At 64.4% G+C, this 19,590-nt stretch carries 27 protein-coding genes; 14 read left to right on the forward strand and 13 right to left on the reverse strand.

Features of this window, described 5'->3' with window-relative positions; translation table 11 throughout:
- The coding region (locus ACFR9S_RS13765) for an inorganic phosphate transporter (protein ID WP_379818896.1) at positions 1-507 on the forward strand (507 nt) is incomplete at its 5' end.
- Here ACFR9S_RS13765 and tgtA read toward each other — a convergent pair.
- The 9 genes from tgtA to ACFR9S_RS13810 all read right to left on the reverse strand — a co-directional run bounded on the left by tgtA (position 504) and on the right by ACFR9S_RS13810 (position 7,614).
- Positions 504-1,988: a tRNA guanosine(15) transglycosylase TgtA gene (gene tgtA / locus ACFR9S_RS13770; protein ID WP_379732044.1), complete on the reverse strand. Its 1,485-nt coding sequence runs from the start codon at positions 1,986-1,988 to the stop codon at positions 504-506. The genes ACFR9S_RS13765 and tgtA overlap by 4 nt on opposite strands.
- 39 nt (positions 1,989-2,027) lie before the next feature.
- Positions 2,028-2,795 (reverse strand): CPBP family intramembrane glutamic endopeptidase, encoded by a 768-nt coding sequence (locus ACFR9S_RS13775; RefSeq protein ID WP_379732043.1) that lies wholly within the window; start codon positions 2,793-2,795, stop codon positions 2,028-2,030.
- 39 nt (positions 2,796-2,834) lie between these two features.
- A complete protein-coding gene (locus tag ACFR9S_RS13780) occupies positions 2,835-3,380 on the reverse strand; it encodes an NUDIX hydrolase (RefSeq protein ID WP_379732042.1) in 546 nt (181 codons plus the stop codon).
- A 66-nt stretch (positions 3,381-3,446) separates the two neighbouring features.
- Positions 3,447-4,760 (reverse strand): aryl-sulfate sulfotransferase, encoded by a 1,314-nt coding sequence (locus tag ACFR9S_RS13785; RefSeq protein WP_379818897.1) that lies wholly within the window; start codon positions 4,758-4,760, stop codon positions 3,447-3,449.
- Positions 4,761-4,839: 79 nt separating this feature from the next.
- Entirely contained in the window at positions 4,840-5,349 is a 510-nt protein-coding gene (locus ACFR9S_RS13790) for an AAA family ATPase (RefSeq protein WP_379818898.1), read from the reverse strand.
- A gap of 211 nt (positions 5,350-5,560) precedes the next feature.
- A complete protein-coding gene (locus tag ACFR9S_RS13795; RefSeq protein ID WP_379818899.1) occupies positions 5,561-6,463 on the reverse strand; it encodes a tyrosine-type recombinase/integrase in 903 nt (300 codons plus the stop codon).
- Between the two features lie 158 nt (positions 6,464-6,621).
- Positions 6,622-7,056 carry a hypothetical protein gene (locus ACFR9S_RS13800; protein WP_379730517.1) on the reverse strand — a complete coding sequence of 145 codons (435 nt, stop codon included), beginning with the start codon at positions 7,054-7,056 and terminating at the stop codon, positions 6,622-6,624.
- Complete coding sequence (locus tag ACFR9S_RS13805; protein WP_379730516.1) at positions 7,049-7,342, reverse strand: PadR family transcriptional regulator; 294 nt, start codon at positions 7,340-7,342, stop codon at positions 7,049-7,051. Before ACFR9S_RS13805 ends, ACFR9S_RS13800 begins: the two co-directional genes overlap by 8 nt.
- Positions 7,339-7,614 carry a hypothetical protein gene (locus tag ACFR9S_RS13810; protein WP_379818900.1) on the reverse strand — a complete coding sequence of 92 codons (276 nt, stop codon included), beginning with the start codon at positions 7,612-7,614 and terminating at the stop codon, positions 7,339-7,341. Before ACFR9S_RS13810 ends, ACFR9S_RS13805 begins: the two co-directional genes overlap by 4 nt.
- Before the next feature lie 250 nt (positions 7,615-7,864).
- Between ACFR9S_RS13810 and ACFR9S_RS13815 the strand changes: the two genes are divergently transcribed.
- Positions 7,865-8,131 carry an ArsR family transcriptional regulator gene (locus tag ACFR9S_RS13815; RefSeq protein ID WP_379730514.1) on the forward strand — a complete coding sequence of 89 codons (267 nt, stop codon included), beginning with the start codon at positions 7,865-7,867 and terminating at the stop codon, positions 8,129-8,131.
- A gap of 30 nt (positions 8,132-8,161) precedes the next feature.
- Complete coding sequence (locus tag ACFR9S_RS13820; RefSeq protein ID WP_379818901.1) at positions 8,162-8,455, forward strand: repressor phrH2; 294 nt, start codon at positions 8,162-8,164, stop codon at positions 8,453-8,455.
- Between the two features lie 9 nt (positions 8,456-8,464).
- Here the strand turns inward: ACFR9S_RS13820 and ACFR9S_RS13825 are convergent, their stop codons facing one another.
- The gene (locus ACFR9S_RS13825; protein ID WP_379730512.1) at positions 8,465-10,474 is read right to left on the reverse strand and encodes an ATP-binding protein; all 2,010 of its coding nucleotides are present in this window, start codon (positions 10,472-10,474) and stop codon (positions 8,465-8,467) included.
- A 316-nt stretch (positions 10,475-10,790) separates the two neighbouring features.
- Between ACFR9S_RS13825 and ACFR9S_RS13830 the strand changes: the two genes are divergently transcribed.
- The 3 genes from ACFR9S_RS13830 (at position 10,791) to ACFR9S_RS13840 (ending at position 12,834) form a co-directional block, all read left to right on the forward strand.
- A complete protein-coding gene (locus ACFR9S_RS13830; protein WP_379730511.1) occupies positions 10,791-11,078 on the forward strand; it encodes a hypothetical protein in 288 nt (95 codons plus the stop codon).
- 132 nt (positions 11,079-11,210) lie between these two features.
- The gene (locus ACFR9S_RS13835) at positions 11,211-11,579 is read left to right on the forward strand and encodes a winged helix-turn-helix domain-containing protein (protein WP_379818902.1); all 369 of its coding nucleotides are present in this window, start codon (positions 11,211-11,213) and stop codon (positions 11,577-11,579) included.
- A gap of 46 nt (positions 11,580-11,625) precedes the next feature.
- Positions 11,626-12,834: a DNA-methyltransferase gene (locus ACFR9S_RS13840; RefSeq protein WP_379730510.1), complete on the forward strand. Its 1,209-nt coding sequence runs from the start codon at positions 11,626-11,628 to the stop codon at positions 12,832-12,834.
- Here the strand turns inward: ACFR9S_RS13840 and ACFR9S_RS13845 are convergent.
- The 3 genes from ACFR9S_RS13845 to ACFR9S_RS13855 all read right to left on the reverse strand — a co-directional run bounded on the left by ACFR9S_RS13845 (position 12,831) and on the right by ACFR9S_RS13855 (position 15,444).
- Positions 12,831-14,180 carry a restriction endonuclease gene (locus ACFR9S_RS13845; protein WP_379818903.1) on the reverse strand — a complete coding sequence of 450 codons (1,350 nt, stop codon included), beginning with the start codon at positions 14,178-14,180 and terminating at the stop codon, positions 12,831-12,833. The two genes, ACFR9S_RS13840 and ACFR9S_RS13845, sit on opposite strands and share 4 nt — an antisense overlap.
- 220 nt (positions 14,181-14,400) lie before the next feature.
- Entirely contained in the window at positions 14,401-14,985 is a 585-nt protein-coding gene (locus ACFR9S_RS13850; protein WP_379730508.1) for a tyrosine-type recombinase/integrase, read from the reverse strand.
- Positions 14,986-15,201: 216 nt separating this feature from the next.
- Positions 15,202-15,444 (reverse strand): AbrB/MazE/SpoVT family DNA-binding domain-containing protein, encoded by a 243-nt coding sequence (locus ACFR9S_RS13855; protein WP_379730507.1) that lies wholly within the window; start codon positions 15,442-15,444, stop codon positions 15,202-15,204.
- 102 nt (positions 15,445-15,546) lie between these two features.
- On the opposite strand from ACFR9S_RS13855, the gene ACFR9S_RS13860 reads away from it, so the two are divergent.
- Genes ACFR9S_RS13860 through ACFR9S_RS13895 form a run of 8 tightly spaced genes read left to right on the forward strand, consistent with a single transcriptional unit; the run spans position 15,547 to position 19,573 of the window.
- Positions 15,547-15,783: a hypothetical protein gene (locus tag ACFR9S_RS13860; protein WP_379730506.1), complete on the forward strand. Its 237-nt coding sequence runs from the start codon at positions 15,547-15,549 to the stop codon at positions 15,781-15,783.
- Positions 15,776-15,967: an AbrB/MazE/SpoVT family DNA-binding domain-containing protein gene (locus tag ACFR9S_RS13865; RefSeq protein ID WP_379730505.1), complete on the forward strand. Its 192-nt coding sequence runs from the start codon at positions 15,776-15,778 to the stop codon at positions 15,965-15,967. The genes ACFR9S_RS13860 and ACFR9S_RS13865 overlap by 8 nt, the downstream gene beginning before the upstream one ends.
- Positions 15,967-16,170, forward strand: a complete 204-nt coding sequence (locus ACFR9S_RS13870; protein WP_379730504.1) for a hypothetical protein — start codon at positions 15,967-15,969, stop codon at positions 16,168-16,170. The genes ACFR9S_RS13865 and ACFR9S_RS13870 overlap by 1 nt, the downstream gene beginning before the upstream one ends.
- Positions 16,167-17,027 carry a hypothetical protein gene (locus ACFR9S_RS13875; RefSeq protein ID WP_379730503.1) on the forward strand — a complete coding sequence of 287 codons (861 nt, stop codon included), beginning with the start codon at positions 16,167-16,169 and terminating at the stop codon, positions 17,025-17,027. The genes ACFR9S_RS13870 and ACFR9S_RS13875 overlap by 4 nt, the downstream gene beginning before the upstream one ends.
- Positions 17,024-17,656: a hypothetical protein gene (locus ACFR9S_RS13880; protein ID WP_379730502.1), complete on the forward strand. Its 633-nt coding sequence runs from the start codon at positions 17,024-17,026 to the stop codon at positions 17,654-17,656. The genes ACFR9S_RS13875 and ACFR9S_RS13880 overlap by 4 nt, the downstream gene beginning before the upstream one ends.
- Positions 17,656-18,252, forward strand: a complete 597-nt coding sequence (locus ACFR9S_RS13885; protein ID WP_379730501.1) for a hypothetical protein — start codon at positions 17,656-17,658, stop codon at positions 18,250-18,252. Before ACFR9S_RS13880 ends, ACFR9S_RS13885 begins: the two co-directional genes overlap by 1 nt.
- On the forward strand, positions 18,252-18,791 hold the full coding sequence (locus ACFR9S_RS13890; protein WP_379730500.1) for a hypothetical protein: 540 nt from the start codon (positions 18,252-18,254) through the stop codon (positions 18,789-18,791). The genes ACFR9S_RS13885 and ACFR9S_RS13890 overlap by 1 nt, the downstream gene beginning before the upstream one ends.
- Entirely contained in the window at positions 18,788-19,573 is a 786-nt protein-coding gene (locus ACFR9S_RS13895) for an ATP-binding protein (RefSeq protein WP_379730499.1), read from the forward strand. Before ACFR9S_RS13890 ends, ACFR9S_RS13895 begins: the two co-directional genes overlap by 4 nt.
- The last annotated feature ends 17 nt before the right edge of the window (positions 19,574-19,590 follow it).

The raw sequence follows: 19,590 nt of genomic DNA on the forward strand, positions 1-19,590 counted from the left end.
CTCGCGCTCGCGGCCGACACGCGGCGGGACGCCGAGAACGCCCAGCGCCGCTTCCTGCTCGTGCTGGGCGGGCTGGTCGCGTTCTCCGCCGGCGGCTCGCAGGTCGGGCTGGCGATCGGCCCGCTGGTGCCGCTGCTCGATACGTTCCAGTCGATTCCGATCGTCGCGCTCCTGCTCGGCGGCGGCGTGGGGCTGCTCGTGGGGTCGTGGACCGGCGCGCCGCGGATGATCAAGGCGCTCGCACAGGACTACTCCAGCCTCGGCCCGCGGCGCTCGATCGCCGCGCTGATCCCGAGTTTCGCGATCGCTCAGACCGCCGTCGCCTTTGGCATCCCCGTCTCCTTCAACGAGATCATCGTCTCCGCGATCGTCGGCTCGGGGTACGCCGCCGGCGGCGCGGGGGTGAGCCGGAAGAAGATGCTGTTCACGGTGCTCGCGTGGGCCGGCTCGCTCGCGCTCTCGCTGCTCCTGAGCTACGGCGTGATGACGGTGATCGAGTCGATCTAATCCTCGCCCAGTTCCGACAGGTCCTCCGTCACCACGTCCTCGGGCAGCGCCGCCAGCGCCTCCTCGGGCCAGTCGTCGTGGCCCAGCGTGAACGTCGTCTCGGGGTTCGCGTCCGCGAGCGAAGCGACGCCCTCGGCGGCGGCGACGTACGCCGGCGGCTCCAGTCGATCGGGCGTCTCGGCGTGTAACGGGTACGTCTCCGAGAGCGACGGCGGGAACGGGCCGAAGGGCGGTTCGACGCGCCAGACGGCGTCGTGGTCGTGGTCGGCAGGCTCGCCGAACTCCGTCAGCAGCGTTCGCTCGGGGGTCTCCAGCCGGGCGAGGCGCTCGTGGTGTCGCAGCACTTCGGGCCGGCGGGCGCTCTCCGGCGAGGTGTAGAAGAACGTCCCCTTCGAGACGCGGTCGTTCGCCTCCAACTGCTCGGCGTGATCGAGCAGCGCCTTGTAGCCGTCGGCGCTCGCGGGGTGGGCGCGGGCGCGCTGCTCGACCAACTCCATGAGGCTCCCCTCCCGGATCGCCTGCCGGACCCGGCGGATCTCCGCGAACGTGACGTGGAGGTTGTGCTCGGCGAGCGCGTTCTCCCGCTCGCGGTCGTCCAGCGCGCGCAGCGAGTCGGGGTCGTGCTCGGTACAGATCGGGCAGGGACAGGGGAGGTAGCTGAGCTCGTCGAGCTGTTCGGTGCCGCTGACGGTGAGATACCGGCCGTCGCGGGCGTACAGTGCGTACGCCGCGGAGTCGAACAGGTCACAGCCCACCGCGGCGGCGAGCGCGAACATCATGGGGTGGCCCGCGCCGAACAGGTGGACCGGGCAGTCCGCGCCCAGCCCGCGCTTGGCGGCGGCGGTCACGTCGATCATGTCGTCGTAGCGGTAGCTGTTCAGGAGGGGCACGACCGCGCCGACGGGGAACACGTCCAGTTCCGTGCTCGCGGCGTGGGCGCCCGCCTGCTCGCGGAGGTCGGTGTACGTCGACCCCTGCACGGGCGCGTTCACCAGCATCTCGCCGGTGTCGACGGCCTCGGCGTCGGCGAGCGCCTCCTCGGTGGCGGCCAGTTCCTCCTCGGCCTGCTCGCGAGGGACGTCCGGCGGGGTGGGGATGTCGACGGGCGTGCCGATGTCGCTCCCGATCTCGTGCTGGAAGTTCAGGATTTCGGTCGTGGTCGTGTCGATCTCGCCGTACTCCGCCAGTTGGAACGAGCCGGAGTCGGTGACGATCGCGCCCGGGAAGTCGAGCATCTCGTGGAGGCCCTGCTCCTCGGCGCGTTCCCGGAGGTCGTCGGTGGTGCGGATGATGTAGGAGTTCGTGATCAGGATCTCGGCGCCGAACTCCTCGTGGAGCCGGCGGGGCGAGATCGTCTGGAGGTTGGGGTTGACGACCGGCATCAGCGCCGGCGTCTCGACGGTGACGCCCGCCCGGGGCACTGTGAGTCGGCCGACGCGGGCCAGCCCGTCGCTGGCCCGGATTTCGAAGGCGTCGCGCATGGATCGGCTTTCGCGGGGGAACGGTAAGGGGTTGCGTTGTCAGGGCAGCGCGGCGACGACGGTCGCCGCGGCGTTCCCGCTCTGCTCGACCGCCCCGGTCGCGACGAGGTACAGCGAGAGGAAGATGATCGAGTTGTACGTGCCGTGGACGAGGATCGGGACGACGAGGTTCCGGGTGTACTCGTAGATGGCGCCGAGGATCAGGCTCGGACCCATCAGGACGCCGATCGTCACCAGCACCGCGGAGGGGTTCGACGCCACCAGCGAGCCGACGTGGATCGCCGCGAAGATCGCGCTGGCGACGATCACGCCCGGCACCGCGGTGAACTCCTCGCGGATGCGGTTCTGGACGACGCCGCGGAACAGCAGCTCCTCGCCCGGCCCGATCAGGAGGAACGCGCCCGGGAGGAGGTACAGTACGATCTCGGGGTTCGCCATCGCCATGTCGGTCACCTGGTTCTCGGCGGCCTCCGTCCCGGTCGCCGTGAGCAGTTGGCTGACGGCGATCAGGTAGACGAAGGAGAGTACGAGCGCACCGATCACGATCCCGAACTCCTTGACCGACGGGAGCCGGATCCCGATCGAGCGGACGGGGATCCCCCGCCGCCGGAGGTAGAGGTAGCCGACGCCGAGGAACGCGACGCCTTGGGTCAGCAGCAGGGAGAGCACGATGCTGAGGACGGGGGTGACCGTGACGCCGGCGAGGCTCAGGAGGAGGCCGCTGGACAGAACCAGCACCAGCGCGACACCGATCCCGGCGATGCCGAGACCGAGGCCGACGCCGACCGCACGCAGTCGGGAGTCCATACCGGAGGGCGGGCCGCCGAGGCCAAAGACGTTCCCCTGTCAGCCGAGTTCGTACCGGCTCACCGCCAGCGCCGCCCGGCCGTCACGGATCTCGCCGTCACGAACTGCGGCGACGAGGTCGTCGTAGTCGGTCGTCAGCGTCCGGATGCTCTCGTCGTCGTCGAGCTCCTGTTCGGCCGCCGGCTCGCAGCCCCGGGCGACGAACGTGTGGTGCAGCGAGTTCGCGATCCCGTTGACCGGCTCGGTCGTACAGAGATGTTCGATCGAGTCGGCCGTGTAGCCCGTCTCCTCACGAAGCTCCCGACGGGCGGCGGCTTCGAGGTCGTCCTCCTCCGGTTCGACGCCGCCGGCGGGCAGCCCGCGGTTGACGCGGCCGACCGCCTGCCGCCACTCCTCGATCAGTACTACCTCGTCCCCGCCGGGGAGGAACGGGAGCACGACGACGCTCTCGACCTCCTCCACGTGGTGGTACTCCGTCTCGGTCCCGTCGGGCAGTTCCACGTCGTCGCGCCGGACCGCGAACCCCGGGCAGCGGTAGTCGATCTCGGTGTCGAGCGTCTCCCACGCGAGGTCGTCCTCAGTCATGAGCGGGAGTGCTGCCCGGCCGCAAGAAAAGGCGGTCGGTCCGCCGTGGCGTCGACGGTCGCCGCCCTACCGCGTCAGCCAGAGATCCCGGGCGCCGACGCCGGCGATGACGACGGAGACGGCGGTCAGGCCGAGGTCGAGCCCGGTGTACCAGAACGGCAGCCACGGGAACACGCCCCGGAGCATCACGGCCGCCTCGTCGAGTAGCGGGATGGTCCCCCCGGCCCGATCGGTCGGCGTCTCGCCGACGTACCACTCGCCCTCGGGATGTTCGCCGCCCGGGACGCGGTCGGCCTCGTAGGGGATCTGGTTGGTGGTGACCGACCACCGGACGGTGCCGTTGCGGTCGACCTCGAGGATGCGCTTGTTGAGCGTGTCCGTCACCAGCGTGTGGCCGTTGGCGAGGCGGTCGGCGTCGCGGGGCCAGCGCAGGTCGATGCCGCCGGCGCGTTCGAGCGTCCACGCGACCTCCCACTCGCCGTCCTCGCGGTGGAGTTCGGCGACGCGGTTGTTGTCGCTGTCGGCGACGAGCACGGCCGCCTCGCCGTCACCGCCGGGGGTGCCGCCGAGCCACTGCGGGTTGTGCTGGTGGTCGATCACCTCGGGGTCGCCACAGCGCACGTCGCCGTCGCCGTCGGTGTCCTCGAGCTGGCGCTTCCCGCCGGGCATACAGGAGTCGTCGGGGCCGCCGTCGTCGGCGTTGATGGTTTCGATCACGCCCTCCTCGCGGTCGACGACGAGGATCTGGTTGGCGTTGCGGATCGAGACGAGGAACTGGCCCTCGCCGACCACGTCCACGTCGTTGATGTGGAGCCAGTCGACCCGGGTGGGGTCGGCGGGGGCGTCGTAGTAGCTGCTGGCGTTCCACTGCCAGACTGGCTCGCCGTCGCGGACGATCAGGAGCCGTTCGTGCTCCATGTCGCTCAGCAGGTACTCGCCGCCGCCGAGCTTCTCGACGTCGTGGACCTCGCTGTTCCCGCTGCTCCGGACGGGGAAGGAGTACTCGTACTCGATCGACTCGGTGTCGGGGTCGAGGATCCGGAACCCGGTGTGGGTACACGGCGACTCGTAGGGGCCACAGTCCTCGTAGCCGCCGTCCATGAACCCGGCCATCACGCTACCGTTGTCCAGTTGGGTCACGTCGAAGTAGCTGTCCGTATCGTCCATGCGCCACGCCACGCTGCTGCCCTCGTACATCGCGACGCTGCCGTACTGGTGCCAGCCGGGGCCGCCGCCTTGGATCCCGACGAGCGTCTGCCGTTCGCCGTCGGTGCCGGCCACGGACGCGTCGGGGGCGAGCGCCGCGCTCGCGCCCATCGTCACCACGAGGAGGGCCACGGCGCCGATCACGAGGACGGCGCCGCGTCGCTTCCGGTCCATTACCGTACAGTCGGTGGGCGCCGGGGCATAACCCTTGTGAGGACGGCCAGCGCGGGGAGCGCTGTCGATCCGAGACGACTCAGGCGGTCACGACGGTTCGAAACGCGTCGTCGACCGCCGCGAGCGTCTCCGCGAGCGAGCCGGAGTTGTCGACGACGACGTGGTCGTCGCCCTCGATCGGCTCGAACTCGTCTTTGAGCTGGGTGTACACCGAGAAGTCGGCGTCGCTCTCGTCGTCCTCCTCGCGCTGGCGGCGCTCGATGCGCTCGCGCACGACCGACTCCGCACACTCGACGCGGACGAGGCGGAACTCGACGCCGGCGTCGTCGGCGACCCCGGCGGGGNGGAGCCGTCGCCGGCGGAACGTGGCGTCGAGGACGACGTGCTCGCCGGCGTCGAGGCGGTCCCGCGCGCGGTCGAACAGTTCGTCGTACACCGCGGCGGACTCCTCGGCCTCGTAGGTCGGCTCCGGGAACAGTTCCTTGCGAACTACGTCGGTCCGCAGCATGCGGGCCGGGAGCAGTTCGGCGATCCGCTCGGCGACGGTGGATTTGCCGGTGCCGGGCAGCCCACACACGAGGACGAGCATTCGTTTTGTTGGGTGGGGTGCGCGCACTAATAGTCAGCGCTTCAGGGTGGGGGGTGTCACTGCTCGCCAACGAGGTGGACCGTTACACACTACTACGGACTCCTCGCTGTCGCTCGTCGATGTGAGAATGCGGGAAGTGGGCCGGCGCGACTCTGGATTACCGCGACCCCGACCTACGCTGTCCGTCGATTCTCCGAACTTAAACTCCGGTTCACTCATTGTTGGATACCTCCAGTTGGTCGATGTACTCGCGGCGGTTCTCCATCCGCTCGTGCCGTCGACGCCAGCGCTCCTCGCGGCTCGCCCAGTCGTAGTGGTTCTCGATCACGTCCACCGTCGCGTTTACGCGCTCGGAGACCACCTCCGGCGGGAACCCGAGGTTCAGTTGCCACGTGATGCTGCCTGTCCGGATCCGGTGAGGAGACCGTGATGACGGGCACTTGCTGGCGTGGACGTACTCCGTCCAGTCGCACTCCTCACGCTCCTTGTCGTGGGGACAGTCGAGCAGCAAGCACGGCTCCGTCGCCATGTACGACCAGTTCCGGAGCGTGTTGTTCGTCGGTCGGCCCACCGCACTCGGGAGCAGCGGCTTCCGGTCGTAGTCGTCGCGCACGTCCCGTCGCTCCTCGTCGACGTACTCCCGGACCACGTCCATCGCCTCCGTCGGGAGGGCGACCGGACGCTCGCCGCTGGATTTGTTCTTCAGCGGTGTATCCGTGTCCGGCCGGTGCCGGAACTCCACGCACTCCTTCTTGAAGTCCACGTCACGCACGTCGAGGCCGCGGATGCTGCCCTGTCTAGCGCCGGTGTGCCACGCGATTTCGAGGAAGGTGTGGCCTCGACGCGCCCGATACTGCGGACTCTCGCGGTACGCTTCCAGCAGCGCCATCGCCTTCTCCGCCCGGAAGGACGCGTCGCTGGCGCGCTCGTTCCGGTCGAGATCGGGGACACGCGCCGCGTCAGCCAGCCCGTCCTCGACGGCGTCAAGTTGCTCATCAAGGTAAGTCAGGAACGTCCGCAGCGTTCGCATCTCCCCCTCTAGCGTCACAGGTTTGATGCGCGAACTTCGGAGTTCATAGTACTCGTCCAAGTCGTAGGGCCGGAGTTCGCTCACCGAGTCGACGCCGATACCCTCGCACCACTCGACGAAGAGCTTGAGCCGGTACTTCCACGACCGAACGCTCGACTCCGTCGCGTCTGCCCGACGGCGACGTAGATAGCGCTGAACGGCGCTCCGAACGGTCATGTCCTCGGGATCGGGGCGATCCCGACTCACAAGCTTCCCCCCGGCGCCGTGTCGCGGCGGTTGTGCGCCGTGACGTGCTTCAGAATCTTCTCGAGTTCCTCGACACGCTCGGCGAGCTCGGCGCGGGTCGGCGGCTCCCCACCGTCGGCGACCGCCGTGGTGCTCTCCCGCTGCTCGTCGATCTCCGGATAGGCCGGTTGCTCGCTCGACGGCACGCGGTAGAGGTCGAACTCGTCGCCGTCCTCGACGCCGTCGAGATCGAACGGGATGATGTCCTCCTCGGCCGGCTCCGTCGGCGCGTGCGGGTCGAGCGGGCGGCAGAGCACGGTCTCGCGCGGCGTGACCGAGAGCCCCTTCGCCGACTCGTCGAGGCGCTCGAACAGGTCGGCCACGGTCTCGTCGCTGTAGACCGTCGCCGTCACCTGGCCGACTTGCACGGACAGGCGCTCGGGGTCACTCATCGGCGGCACCCCCGATCCACGTCTGCCGCGCGGAGAGCGCACGGCGCCCGGCCTCTGTCAGGCTGTAGGCGTTCGTCCGACCGTCGGCGTGGGCCTTCTCGACCAGCCCCTCGTCGACGAGATCGTCGAGGTTCGGGTAGATCTGGGCGTGGTTGACGTGGTCGCCGTAGTACTCCTCCAGCCGGCGCTTCACGTCCACGCCCTTCAGGTCGGACTCGTCGGCGAGCACCCAGAGCACGTCGCGCTGGAACGCCGAGAGGTCCGAGAGGCCCGTCACGTCGCTCATCGGCGCCCTCCGTCGACGCGGTGCTTCTCCCGGCAGTCGTCGCACAGGAGCACGTTCCAGCCGCGAACGTCGAAGTCGAGTTCCTCGGCCGGGACGAGCTGTAGCTCCCAGCCGTTCAGAGTCGTGAAGTTGCAGTTGTCGCACGTCGACGCTCCGTCGTCGCCGACCGGACCCGGCTGGTCCGTCGCGACGGCGGTGTCGCTACTGTTTTCCGAAATCGGTCCCTCACTGCCTGTGCGGGGTGTATCCCCCGCGATTGTGTTCACGGACATAGCTGGTCCGGGAAACACCTCGGGGTCGTGTGCCAGCACGGCCCCTCTGTCGCTAACCTACCAGAGTCATCACCAACCTGCTCGGTGTCTCCTCACTCCTCTCAAGCCACTCGTATTACGTAAAGGTAACGCTAGTTCTTTCTAAGCTCTATAGTACTCTAGAAGACTAGTGGTGCCCAATAGCAATTTTGCAGGCAAATAGGCCGGAGGGTGCCTTTACGCACTAGCAATGAGGAAGTCTGGATCCTGGATGACGATTTGGGACGATCGGATACTCGAATACATCGAGGAAGAGGGCTCAGCGTCGCCAAAACAACTAGAGGACAGCGGTTATTTCGACGTGACCAAACCCCATCTCTCACGTCGCCTCCGAAAACTAGCTGACAAAGGGTTCCTTCAGGACTTGGGGAACGGCGTCTACATCATGTCTGAGCGAGGAGAGGCGTATCTGAATGAGGAACTCGACGCTTCGGAGTTGGAGGAAAACGGGGACGGCGATTCACCGGCGACGGCATAGGAGGACCTAATGCGAAAATCAGGCAACTGGATGGAACTCATCGACGACAGGATTCTCGAGGCACTGAACAGCGAGTCGTGGTCGACACCACACTTCCTCTCGTTCGACATCGAGATCGCGGCCTCGGAGGAGCAGATCTTCGAGCGGTGTGAGGTACTCCGTCGTGCTGGCTTCGTCGAGCGAGAGTTTGATGACCACTACGAGATCACGAAGTGGGGCGCGCTGTATCTCGATGGTCAGGTAAGTGCGAAAGTGCGGCGCCCCGAGCCGGCGCCGAGGCCGCCGGAGGCGGTTAGACCCGGGTGGTACGCCGGGTTCGGGTAGCTACCCTACTTACGCCCGAAGACTGCGGACGAGGTCGAGCTTCTCGAGAAGCTCCTCTCGGACCTTCTCGGGCGAAGCATCGTCGTCGAGGCCGAGCGCATCGACAACCTTCTCCCACTCGTCCTCGGTCAGATCGAGGGTGCGCTCTGCCACGTCTGTCGTGCTGACACTCTCAGTACTCCCGTCGCTGGTGCTCCCGAGACCCTCAGTGGAGCCGAGACCATCCTCTCCCGACTCGAACTCGGTCTCCTCGGTGAGATCGGAGCCCGAATCGGTCGCGGACTCAGAGGTCTCCGACGCCTCAGCCTCGAACTCAACCTGCTCGGTGTCCTGATCGTCCGTGGTGTCCGTCTCCGGAGTCTCGGTATCTTCTGTCTCCGGCTCCTCAGAGGGCGTCTCCGTAACCTCCTCGGGCTCAGCCTCGAAGGTGTCGAGATCTTCGAGATCGACGTCCTTGCCCTGATCTAAGAGCGCGAACTCGAGATGCCAGTCGTAGAGCCTCTGCTTCCAGTCAGCGAGCCCGACCATCCGCTCCGCAGGATCTCGCGAAGCGTGCTCGATGGCCTGGTCTCGGAGATCCTCTGTAACGACCTCCGCCTCGCTCTCCGTGAGATCCTCGGGGACCTCACCCTCAGGGACCAGGTCGATCAGGGTCTCTTCCTCATCCTCAGTCTCGAAGTCGTACATGTCCCGAACCAGCCGGGTGAACTCCTCCCGATACGCGGGCTCGAGGTAATCCTCGAGGTCACCGGAGGAGTACTCGGGGAGAGCAGCGGTCGCATCGGCACGGTCACCAGTAACGATCGCTTCCGAAAGGGAGGAGTCGGGCTTGTGGGTGACACGCTCGCGGCCCTCGTAGTCGTAGGGGTCATCGAGCCCCGACGTGATCGAGTGCTCGCAGTCCCTGTCGTAGGGGCGAGTCATCGCCGTAGAGAGGTCGTCGTACGCACCCGCCGCCCGGTAGTAGGGCTCGACCATCCGGCGAACCCAGTCCAGAGCAGCCCTGGAGACACGGTTGTAGGGGTCGATGTCAGACTTCTGAGCGTCCCACGGGAGAATCCTGGCGTCCCCCTCAGTCTCGAACTCGATGATAATACGGAGACGCCGGTGCTGACCGGAGAAGTTCCCCAGGTCAGACCCGAAGCCCGCCCGCTCGTCGGTAACACCAGTCAGAACGCGGCGGTGCTGACAATAGATGTCCGCACCGGAATCCTCCGCACTCGCCTCGCGCATCAGACCGACGGTGATGTTCAGGTTGACAGCCGCATCGAACTCCTTGGAGTTGAGGTCGATGTTCTCGTAGCGACGGACGAACAGATCGTCCATCGGGGTGAACGACCACTCGATGGGCTCGGGAGGCTCAACCTCGGTCGTGTCGGTGAGCTCATCGTTCTCGTCGTACTCCTGAACGATGATCGACACGGACTCCATGTCTTCCATCTTGTCGTCCCGCAGGAAGTGCTCGTAGGTCTTGCCCAACTCCTCAACCAGATTCTCCCGGTACTTCCCCCACGGCGTGTTCAGATCCGAAATACGGATCTCGGTCACGCCCTCCTCAATGTCCTCGTACGTGACTTTATCTACCGTCCAGTCACTCTCGTCTTCTAACCAATCCTGGTCAATGGTGAAACCAAACCCAGTGTCAGCATACATATGCCGACTCTTGATCGTCGCTTGGTTCCCGAGGTTCACGATGGCCTTCTTGGCCCCGACCCCGTAAGCACCGATAGAGCCGGAAATCTCACCCTTATTCGACTGCCCCAGGGCGAAAAGGATGTGAAGATCGTCTTCCTCAACACCACCGGTATCGTCTCGAATAACTATCTCGTCGTTATCTCTGGCACCCCCCTCATGGTACTCAATCTCAATGGTGGCCGGGTCCAGACCATCGAGATTACGGCGCCAGTTATCGAGGGCGTTGTCGATCAACTCTTTGAACGCCGAGACGGGCGTAACGTCGGACTTCACCGCCTGATACGCTTCCTTCGACGGCTTAAGGTCGTACTTATTCTCGCTCATCACATCCCCTAGTTGGATAGGTAGGTAAAAAAGTCTTTCTGAAGAATATTGATAGCCGCCATATGACGGCTCGCGCAAAGAATGTATACTATCGCGAAATAAGCGATCCCACTATTGAGCAAGATAGTTCATGCTGATCGGCAGAATAAGCACTACTTCTATTTCGCTTAGTGGGTGTCCGAGAGCAGATAGAACAGATCGATAAAGGCGGCTATTCGTCGTTTCCAAACCCACAGGATAGACCAAAATTGTAGCAAAGATAATGGTTCTGAGATTAATAAAAAGGTTTATTATCCTCCAAATCCAATAATCGGATATGAACGACTCTGAAACTGCGTTGGCTGTTCGGATGACGGAGAAGGCTCTGCATCGAGACGTGACAGGCAAGCGCCACATGCCTGTCGAGGGTATCGTTTGTGTTGTGGCAGTTCACAACCGAGGGCAGGCTAAGGAGGTCCTCGAAGAGATGGTGCGGAATCACACCGCTGGTTGGGCTCGGATGAAGCCCGAGACATATCACATCAGTGACGAAGATGCAGCGGTCGAGTTTCTGGAAGAGAATGGAGGGAATATTCCTTTCCGATATAATCACGATGTGAAATAGAGGGGTTAGAGAATAAGCTCTCTATATCAACTCTGTCGTGACAGGGAGGTGTATATACGGGAGCTCACCCACCAAGGTTGTTGTGTAGATACAACACCTATATGTAGCTGGCTGCGATAGATGCAGGTGATGATGGCAGAGAACGCTAACGAAGAGCAAGAGGACGTTCTTGTTGAGACGGACCACTATGCGGAGGAGTCGCCACTTGCGTACCTGTTTGGAGACACGGCCCGGGTGAAGATTATCAGCACGTTTGTTTCAGAGAGGGGGAGGGATATTAGTATCTCAGAGATTGCTCGCCTTTCGGGAGTTTCGCGAAGCACGGTGTACAACCACATTGATTCGCTTCAGAGGCTTGGCGTGATCAAGCATACGCGAGATGTCAGTGATGGGCATAGCTCGCTATATCAGTTGAACGAAGATAGCGAGATCGCAGACTTGTGCTACAAGCTTGACGGGATTACTCTTCAGAAACTGATTGAAGAGAATCACTTAGACTGAGAGGCAACCACTTCACTTACAACGGCCGGCGCATCTGGATAGTATAATGACTGAGGAGCCGGCCGTCCTCGACCTGATGGATTCTGAGTCCGCCTACGCCGAGGAGCTCGGAGCGGTCTATCAGGGCGATAGCCGAGAACGTCTGAAGGAGCTACCTGACGACTGTATCGATCTCGTAGTCACGTCTCCTCCTTTCGCGCTACAGCACAAGAAGGAGTACGGCAACGAGGATCAGGAGGGGTACAACGACTGGTTCATGGAGTTCGCGGAGGAGGTCTACCGCGTTCTCGCGCCCCACGGGAGCTTCGTCATCGAGATTGGCGGCGCCTTCCAGAAGGGCTGGCCCAAGCGCTCGACCTACCAGTTCAAACTGATCACGCGCCTCGTCGAGGAGGGCAACTTCGACCTCGCGCAGGACTTCTACTGGTACAACCCGGCGAAACTCCCGAACCCGATCGAGTGGGTGAACGTCCGGAAGATCCGCGTCACCGACGCCGTCACGCACATCTGGTGGCTCTCGAAGGACGCGAACAAGGACTCCGCCGTCGAGGAGGGCGAACAGCCCAGTCCCGAAGCGAACAATCAGCGCGTCCTCCAGGAGTACAGCGACAGTCAGAAAGACCTGATCGAGACCGGCGACTACAACGACGGGAAGCGGAGTTCCGGGTGGGACATTGACGCCGAGTCCTTCGCGAACGAGAACGAGGGCTCGATCCCGGACAACCTGATCGAGGGCTTCTCCGCCGGGAACGTGCTCGAAAAGCTCGACGAGATCTCCGCCGAGGAGTTCATCGGGATGGTCGCGGGCGAGGACCCAGAGGATCTATCTGCCGGCGACCTACTCCGGATTCTCGGTATGGGTGGACCGACCGCTGACAACCTCGTTGAGGCGTCGAACACCGCCAGTAACACCCACTACCTGAAGATGTGCCGCGAATTTGGCTTCGACGCCCACCCCGCGCGCTTCCCGCGTCAGATCCCGGAGTTCTTCATCGACTTCCTGACGCCGAACCCCCCCTACGACGACTGGGACCGAGGTGAGCTCGACCGGCCGGTCGTGCTCGACATCTTCGCCGGCAGCAACCTGACCGGGCAGATCGCCCAGCAGAAGGGCCGCTACTGGCTCGGCTTCGAGAAGGAGAAGAAGTACATCGAGACCTCGCGGTTCCGCTTCATGGCCGAGGAGGAGATCCGCCAGTCCCTCGACGATGAACAGAGCGACATCGGCGAGTTCGCCGAGATCGGCGACGACTAACTGAACTCGTCAAGCGACTCTTGCGAGTCGTCGCCGTCCTCGATCTGGTCGGCGTACTTTTCCAGCGCTTCTTCCTCGCGATCGGTCATCTCTTCGTCTTCGTCCTCGTCGACCAAGTCCTCACGGCCGAGCCGCTTCAGGTTCTTCACCCGGCGGGATTCTCCCCGGAGAGTCGTCAGGAGGTGATCCTCGTTCCCGTCGAACTCGTCCAGGTCGTCACCCCTGATGAACAGAATGGCGATGTTCTCGTGCTGCATCACACGGTTCGCGTACTGCTCTGCCTTCGAGGAGACGCCCCCTCTGGCGACCATCAGAATAGTGTTCGTCTGGAGGGTCCGTGAGAGGCCGACCTCGCGAGCGATATGTTTCGCCTCGAGCTGATCCTTCGTGTTCTTACACTGGATCTGGAAGCGGTTGAACGTCACACCAACGTCGTCCATGACCACGTCGACCTCCGATCCTGCTGTCTCTCGACCGCGAACCCGCCAGCCTGCGAAGTCGAGCCCGAGAAGCCGACCGATTTTCACAGTCAGCGTTTCGAGGGCAACACCGCGCTCGTAAGTTGAGTCGGCGTCCATCTGCTCTTGGATCTCGTCGAACGAGAGTCGGAGAACCGCCCTGGGGATGCCGGTACGCTCTGCCAAGTCTTCTAAGACGGGACGCAGAACCTCGGCGTCGAACTTCTCCGTCGTCGTGACGAGGTTCGGCTTCCCGGAGACGTGTTCCCACTCGATATACCCCGCTTCCTGTAGGGGGTTGAGTATCCGCTTACTGATGCCAGACTGCCGAATATCGACGCCGTAGGCCTCCTCCGCGATAGCCTTCGGAACCCTGTTCTTAATCGGACCGTCGGGGTCGATGAGCGCCAGAGCCCGAAGAAACGCCTGCTGTTCGTCCTCCAGTTCGTCCAGTTCGAGAATATCTTCCGAATCGACGCCGATCAGCTCCTCGATCCTACTACGGTCGATGTCGTAGTGGTGGGTTCCTGAATTCACCACACCGGCCTTCGACATCCACGCCCGCATCTGGGACCAGTGGTTAGAGGATTCGTTGATGTGGAAGTCGTACTGTTCTCGGAACTCCTCTTTCACGTTCTCGTTGACTGTTCGCCGGCCCTGAGCCTGAAGATCCTCGACGATCTCGATTCCCTTCAGCCCGTGCTCGTTCTGGAGGATATGCTTCGCGAACCGATCGTACATCGCCTCAAGATCGTCCCGAAGCTCGTAGAGCTCCTCACCGATCTCGGTGAATCGGAAGTCTTCGTCGACGATATCGTATCCCGCTGGCCCGAGCCCGAGTCGAACGTTCTTCGCGCGGTCGGGTGTCGAGAAGAACTGCTCCCGCATCTCTTGGTCGAACGCTTCGGGATCCCATTCGTGCTCTTTCGCTAGTTCGAGAACGGCCCGTAGCTCGTCTTCGCCGTCCTCGACTTCGATCTGGTTCGGAGAGAAAGCGTCTCCGAAAGGAAGGTCGGTATCCTTTCGGACCATTCGTTAGACCCAGAGCTGTTGGGTCTAAGTATAGTTCTTACGTATAGTCTAAACAGAAAATCGGATAGCGGAGAGGTTAGAGCCACTCTACCTTCCCACGCTCCCTCGCCTGCGCCTTCTCCGTCGCTTCGCCGCGGTAGTGGTTCAGGAACGTATCGAGATCGTTCCACCCGCCCCAACGCAGCGCCACAGTCTCGTCCACGTCGGCGTTCGCGAGCTGCCCCGCCCACGTCCGCCGCAGGTCGTGAAACGTCAGGTGCTCCCAGCGATCCTCGCCGGTTGCCGAGGCCAGCTCCTCGCGAGCGCCCTCGACCCAGTTCCGGACCGAGCGTGTCGATCGATCAACTAGGACCTCGTCGTCGTCGACGCCGCCGAAGCTCGCCGCGGCGTCCACAGTATCCGCCAGCGAGTCGGGAATCGGCGCCTCGCGGTACTTCTCGCCCTTTCCCTCCGGCACGACCAGCATCTGTCCGGCCTCCCCGCCGTCGACGACGTGCTCGGGCCGAACTTCGACGACCTCGTGAGACCGGAGCCCCACTTCGGCGCCGAGCCGGAACGCGACCTTCCGTAGCGGGTCGTCGGCGACGCCGAGTAGCTGCTCGACCTCGGACCGACTGAGCCACACCCGCCGACCGTCCTTGTCGTCGTACTCCTCGGTCATCATGGCTACCTTCCTCCTTGCCCGCTTCCCGGAAGGTTTCCTCGGTCGATCGCCGCCGATCGGGGGTGAATCGGCGCCGATTCAGGGGGTGATCGGGTCATCAGTTTCCGACTCTCCCCCGATTCTCGGAAGCGGCCGTCGACGGCGCCCGAGCGCACAGGGGGCACTCGTCGTCGGTGTTGATGTACTCGATCTCGTGGAGCGGGCAAAAGTCCATCAGTCCCATCCCTCGAAGTTCTCCGCCTCCCGAATCCGGAACTCGTCGGCCTCGGCATCGTAGCCAAGCTCGAGGCTGTCGCCTTTCTCCATGCCGAGGCGTTCGACCATCTGCTTGGGGAGTGAGACGGTGAAGGTACCGTCGTTGGTGCCGAGGGTCCGCTGACCGAGCGGGACCACGTCGGAGTCGCTACCAGTCTTCGCTTCAGCCGCCGTCCGGCTGGGCCGAGATTTCGTCGCCACGATTCTTCTTTGCGAGTAGATCGGTAAAATACCTACGCGAGTATCAACGTCTGTATCAGGTTCCCTCATCGCCGAATAGCTCGCTCCCCGACAGCCGACCGCATGGCAACAACGGTACACCGCAAGCACCAGGGCGAACAACGAACCTTCCTCGTCGTTCCAGCCACCGACGCGACCGGCCGGGAAGTCGGCAGCCACGTCTTCCAGGTCACCGACGACGGGCCGGAGTACGTCGGCGAGGGTGACGCCGTCGGCGACTGGGAGCCAGACGAGGAGCTGACGAACGACGACGCACCACAGTCGGCGCTCAACGCCGCCCGCGAGGCCGACGATGTCTGACGACGGCTACGCGGGCTCGCGGAAGGTCCTCGAACGTGGCGGGAGCCTCACCGTGGGCATCCCGAAGGCCATCGTCGACCGCTACGGGATCGAGAAGGGCGACGACGTGTTCTGGAGCGACCAGAAGGACGCCGACCGGCCAACGTTCATCCCGCCCGGGCAGGGTGGGCCGGAGGTGGCCTGATGCACACCCACGAGAGCGGCGACGTGCTCGCCCTTCAAGCCGAGACCGAAGTCGAGCACCAAGCGCTGGTCCGCCTGTGCAGCATCCTCTCGACGCCCGACCTCCGCTACCCCGCGCCGGAGTGGAAGCTCCCAGCGTGGGACGGACTCGACGAGACGAGCCACCGAGACGCACTCCTACTTCCGGACGGAGGTGCTCGGTGAGCTTCGAGATCGAGTTCGGGACGAAGGGCGGCGCCGACGCCGCCCGCGACGAACACGGGGAGTACGTCTGCCCCGTCGACGACGATCGCCGGCTCAAGACCGTCGCGTTCGTCGACGACACCCCCGACCACGTTCGCGATCAGCTCGAGGCCGGCGCCCAGACCGGCCGCGCCGAGCGTGAGGAAGGGGCTGGGCAGGCAGAACTCACCGACGGCGAGAAGAACCGCGTCGGCCCGTTCGTCGAGGAGAACAACTACCTGAAGGCTGCGTCAGTGAAAGCACTTCTCCGCGATAACGGGGTGAGCGACTGGGAAGCGTGGTACGGTCCGGAACTCACCGTCGACGAGCACCGGAACTCCGTGCTCCCAAAGGCCCAGCAGGCTGGCGGCGGCGACCGGATCGAGAACGAAGGCCCCGATCGCGACGCCGCGGCCCGCGCCGAGAAGGCCGCCGGCGAGCAGTGCGACCACGCTCGGGATCACTGCGAACACGGCGATCCTGAGGCCTGTGAGTTCCTCCGCGAGAGCTGTGGGATGGACGACGACGAAGTCTCCGCGCTGCTCTCGGACGAACCTCGTGCTGCCGAGGAGGAAATCTCCGGGGAAGCCTTGGGCGCCCTCGGCCGGGCGTGGCAGGGGTACAAGGCCGGCGTCAGCCGCCTCGATCAGGAACTCTCCGACGCCGTCGACGCGAAGGCCAACGCCGAGCAGGCCGCAGCGGCGATCAACGCGATCCGGGCTAACCACGGACAGGAACCGATGGAGTTCGAGCGCCTCGAAGAACTCAGCGACGAGCTCCAAGCGACTGGCCGTGACGCACACGACGCCAAGGGCCACGTTGAGGAGGCCGACGCATGAGCGAGTACGAGTGCCCGGTCGACTGGTGCGAACACACCGGCAACCTCGACTCGGTGAGGGGCCACATCAACGGGTCGACCGACCCCGATCACGACTGGTCGGAGTTGAAAGACCAGATCGAGGCCCAGAACGACCAGCCCGAAGGGGACCCATCGGGGGGAGACGAATCAGGGGACGGCGCTGTTTCCGACCCTTCCGACGACGACCAGCCAGCAGAGGGGAAAGAGACCAGCGACGAAGGGGGGTCTGAAGGCCCCTCTGAAGGGGGTACGATGGCAACCGACGCCGAGTACGAGAACCAGACCAACGACGACCAGCAAGAACCGACAGACGAGAAGGAGACGGGGACCAGCGACGAGGGGGGGTCAGAGGGGGGTTCGAACCCCTCTGCAGGGACTGGTGCAGCGGCAGCAGGGGGCGCGACCGCCCTCATCGCCGGCCAGTCGATGTGGGTCGTGGTCGGTATCGCTGCCCTCGCGCTGCTGGTCGTGCTGCTCGTCACCAGCGACGATGGAGAACCGACAGCAGAGAACGCGATGGGGACCAGCGACGAAGGGGGTAGCGAAGACCCCTCCGAGGGGGCCTCGGAGGGTGGTAGCGACGGCGAGACTGGAGGCCTGATCGACTGATGCCCGACGACCAACCCAAACCGGACGACGAGAGCGAGGTAGAGACCAGCCAAGAGGGGGCCTCCGAAGGGGGTGAAGAGGGTGGTAGCGACCAGCCCGACATCGCCCCCGACGAACAGGCCAGCATCCCCGAGGGGCTCGACGATATCGACCCCGAGGAAGCCGAGGAGGCAGCCGGCGTCGACGAGGAAGACGTCGAGGACGAACAGGCAGGTGCCGATAGCGACATCGCCGACCCCGGCGCTTCCGGTGGAGAGGCTACCGAAGCCAGCCCGCTGAAAGCCGGGAACCTCTACGTTTCGGTCGTCCAGTCGGTCACGAACGCGCAGATCGAGAAGTTCGGTGACGAGGACGCCGAAGAGCTGGGGGACGACCACTTCGAGCAGTACGACCTCGCCCACCACTTCAACGAGACGATGGACTACATGGGGGTGGGCTCGGACATGGAGCCCCACGAGGCTCTCCTGATGGCCACCGTGCTCTCGGTCGGCGACGGCCTGGTGAGCGAGACCGACGTGCTCGACAAGCAAGTGAGCCGCCTGATGGACAAAGCGATGAACGGCGACGGCGCCGAGAACGGAGGTGTCGCGGCGTGATGGGCGGCATGAAGCAGCGCATGATGAACCAACTGCTCGACTCCGGGATGACCGAGAACCTCACCTCGGTCCTCGCCCGCGCCGAGCACGAGCTCCTCACGACTGCCAAGCGCATGGAGGAAGCCCACGGCACCGAGACGCTGGGCGATCTCCCCACCGTCGAGGAGCGACAGGCCGCGCTGAAGCGGCTGATCGAGGCGCTCGTCACCGACTCGGTGGACGAGGTCTGGATCGAACAGGTCGCGCCGGCGCTGCTCGACGACCCCGAGAAGGCCGAGTCCTACCTCGCGATGGACGACGACGAGTGGGCCGACCAGATCGAGCGCTGGGCCGAGTTCTATCGCGAGAACGGCGCCGAGGGGAACGACCGCGTCCTCGCCGAGCACCACGTCAAGCGCACCTTCGGCGTCGATCTCGAGACCTTCGAAGATCGCGTGGTCAACTGGGAGCGCGGAGAGGAAGCCGAGCGCATCTTCGCCGGGAACTTCCGCGCCGTTCGGCGCTCGATGGAGGAAGTGACTGAGGAGGCCGAAGCGTGACCCGGCGCCTGCTCGCGGCGATGTCCGGGTGGGGGAAGTCCTGGTACGCGCAACTCCTCTTCGAGACTAACCTTCCCAAGTTCGATCTCGTCGCGATCTTCGACTACAAGGACGAGTACCGCGGACTGGTCAAGGCCGGGCTCGCGAACCACTACATCGTCGGTGAACGCGAGAAGGCGTGGTCCGTCGACGACTGGGAGACGTTCTTCGAGTCGAACCCGAAGGTTGTGCTCGCCCGGCACCGACTCAAACCCGAGGAGTGGCAGGAAGTAACCGCCAGCGCCGTCCAAGCCCTCCGGAACCTCGCCGGACCGTCCCGATCGGCGCTCGCCGGCGTCGACGAGGCCCACTTCGTCGCCCCGCAGTCCGGCAAGATCCCCGACGCGATCGAGGGGCTCGCGACGACCGGCCGCGGTGAGGGCGCGTCAAGCATGTGGATCACCCAGCGCCTCGCAAAACTCGACGAGACAGTCGGCTCGCAGTGCGACGAGCGGATCGTCGGCGGCTTCTCGGGCGATCGAGACCGCGGAAAAATCGATCCGGAGTACCCCGAGGACGTACACAACCCGCAGGCTCGGAGCATCGCCCGACTCCCGGAGGAACTCCGTGTCGACGGCGAGAACCTCCCACTCCGGCGCTTCGAGGAGAACGGCTCGACGATCGGCTCTGAGTGGGTCTACTCGAACAACAAGGGCGAGATGGAACGCCGCGACACTCGCGATCTGAGCATGGAGACCACCCACTACGGCCCCGAAGGCCACCCCATTCACGACCCGAACTAATGCCACGTACCCAAGCG

Source organism: Halolamina salina (assembly GCF_042678005.1).
GTDB classification, from domain to species: Archaea; Halobacteriota; Halobacteria; order Halobacteriales; family Haloferacaceae; genus Halolamina; species Halolamina salina.

Coding starts and splice junctions, on each gene's coding strand:
- tgtA (WP_379732044.1), bottom strand. CDS start 1,988: ATGCGCGACGCCTTCGAAATCCGGGCCAGCGACGGGCTGGCCCGCGTC.
- ACFR9S_RS13775 (WP_379732043.1), bottom strand. CDS start 2,795: ATGGACTCCCGACTGCGTGCGGTCGGCGTCGGCCTCGGTCTCGGCATC.
- ACFR9S_RS13780 (WP_379732042.1), bottom strand. CDS start 3,380: ATGACTGAGGACGACCTCGCGTGGGAGACGCTCGACACCGAGATCGAC.
- ACFR9S_RS13785 (WP_379818897.1), bottom strand. CDS start 4,760: ATGGACCGGAAGCGACGCGGCGCCGTCCTCGTGATCGGCGCCGTGGCC.
- ACFR9S_RS13800 (WP_379730517.1), bottom strand. CDS start 7,056: ATGAGTGACCCCGAGCGCCTGTCCGTGCAAGTCGGCCAGGTGACGGCG.
- ACFR9S_RS13805 (WP_379730516.1), bottom strand. CDS start 7,342: ATGAGCGACGTGACGGGCCTCTCGGACCTCTCGGCGTTCCAGCGCGAC.
- ACFR9S_RS13810 (WP_379818900.1), bottom strand. CDS start 7,614: ATGTCCGTGAACACAATCGCGGGGGATACACCCCGCACAGGCAGTGAG.
- ACFR9S_RS13815 (WP_379730514.1), top strand. CDS start 7,865: ATGACGATTTGGGACGATCGGATACTCGAATACATCGAGGAAGAGGGC.
- ACFR9S_RS13820 (WP_379818901.1), top strand. CDS start 8,162: ATGGAACTCATCGACGACAGGATTCTCGAGGCACTGAACAGCGAGTCG.
- ACFR9S_RS13825 (WP_379730512.1), bottom strand. CDS start 10,474: ATGAGCGAGAATAAGTACGACCTTAAGCCGTCGAAGGAAGCGTATCAG.
- ACFR9S_RS13830 (WP_379730511.1), top strand. CDS start 10,791: ATGAACGACTCTGAAACTGCGTTGGCTGTTCGGATGACGGAGAAGGCT.
- ACFR9S_RS13835 (WP_379818902.1), top strand. CDS start 11,211: ATGGCAGAGAACGCTAACGAAGAGCAAGAGGACGTTCTTGTTGAGACG.
- ACFR9S_RS13840 (WP_379730510.1), top strand. CDS start 11,626: ATGACTGAGGAGCCGGCCGTCCTCGACCTGATGGATTCTGAGTCCGCC.
- ACFR9S_RS13845 (WP_379818903.1), bottom strand. CDS start 14,180: ATGCGGGAGCAGTTCTTCTCGACACCCGACCGCGCGAAGAACGTTCGA.
- ACFR9S_RS13850 (WP_379730508.1), bottom strand. CDS start 14,985: ATGACCGAGGAGTACGACGACAAGGACGGTCGGCGGGTGTGGCTCAGT.
- ACFR9S_RS13860 (WP_379730506.1), top strand. CDS start 15,547: ATGGCAACAACGGTACACCGCAAGCACCAGGGCGAACAACGAACCTTC.
- ACFR9S_RS13865 (WP_379730505.1), top strand. CDS start 15,776: ATGTCTGACGACGGCTACGCGGGCTCGCGGAAGGTCCTCGAACGTGGC.
- ACFR9S_RS13870 (WP_379730504.1), top strand. CDS start 15,967: ATGCACACCCACGAGAGCGGCGACGTGCTCGCCCTTCAAGCCGAGACC.
- ACFR9S_RS13880 (WP_379730502.1), top strand. CDS start 17,024: ATGAGCGAGTACGAGTGCCCGGTCGACTGGTGCGAACACACCGGCAAC.
- ACFR9S_RS13885 (WP_379730501.1), top strand. CDS start 17,656: ATGCCCGACGACCAACCCAAACCGGACGACGAGAGCGAGGTAGAGACC.
- ACFR9S_RS13890 (WP_379730500.1), top strand. CDS start 18,252: ATGGGCGGCATGAAGCAGCGCATGATGAACCAACTGCTCGACTCCGGG.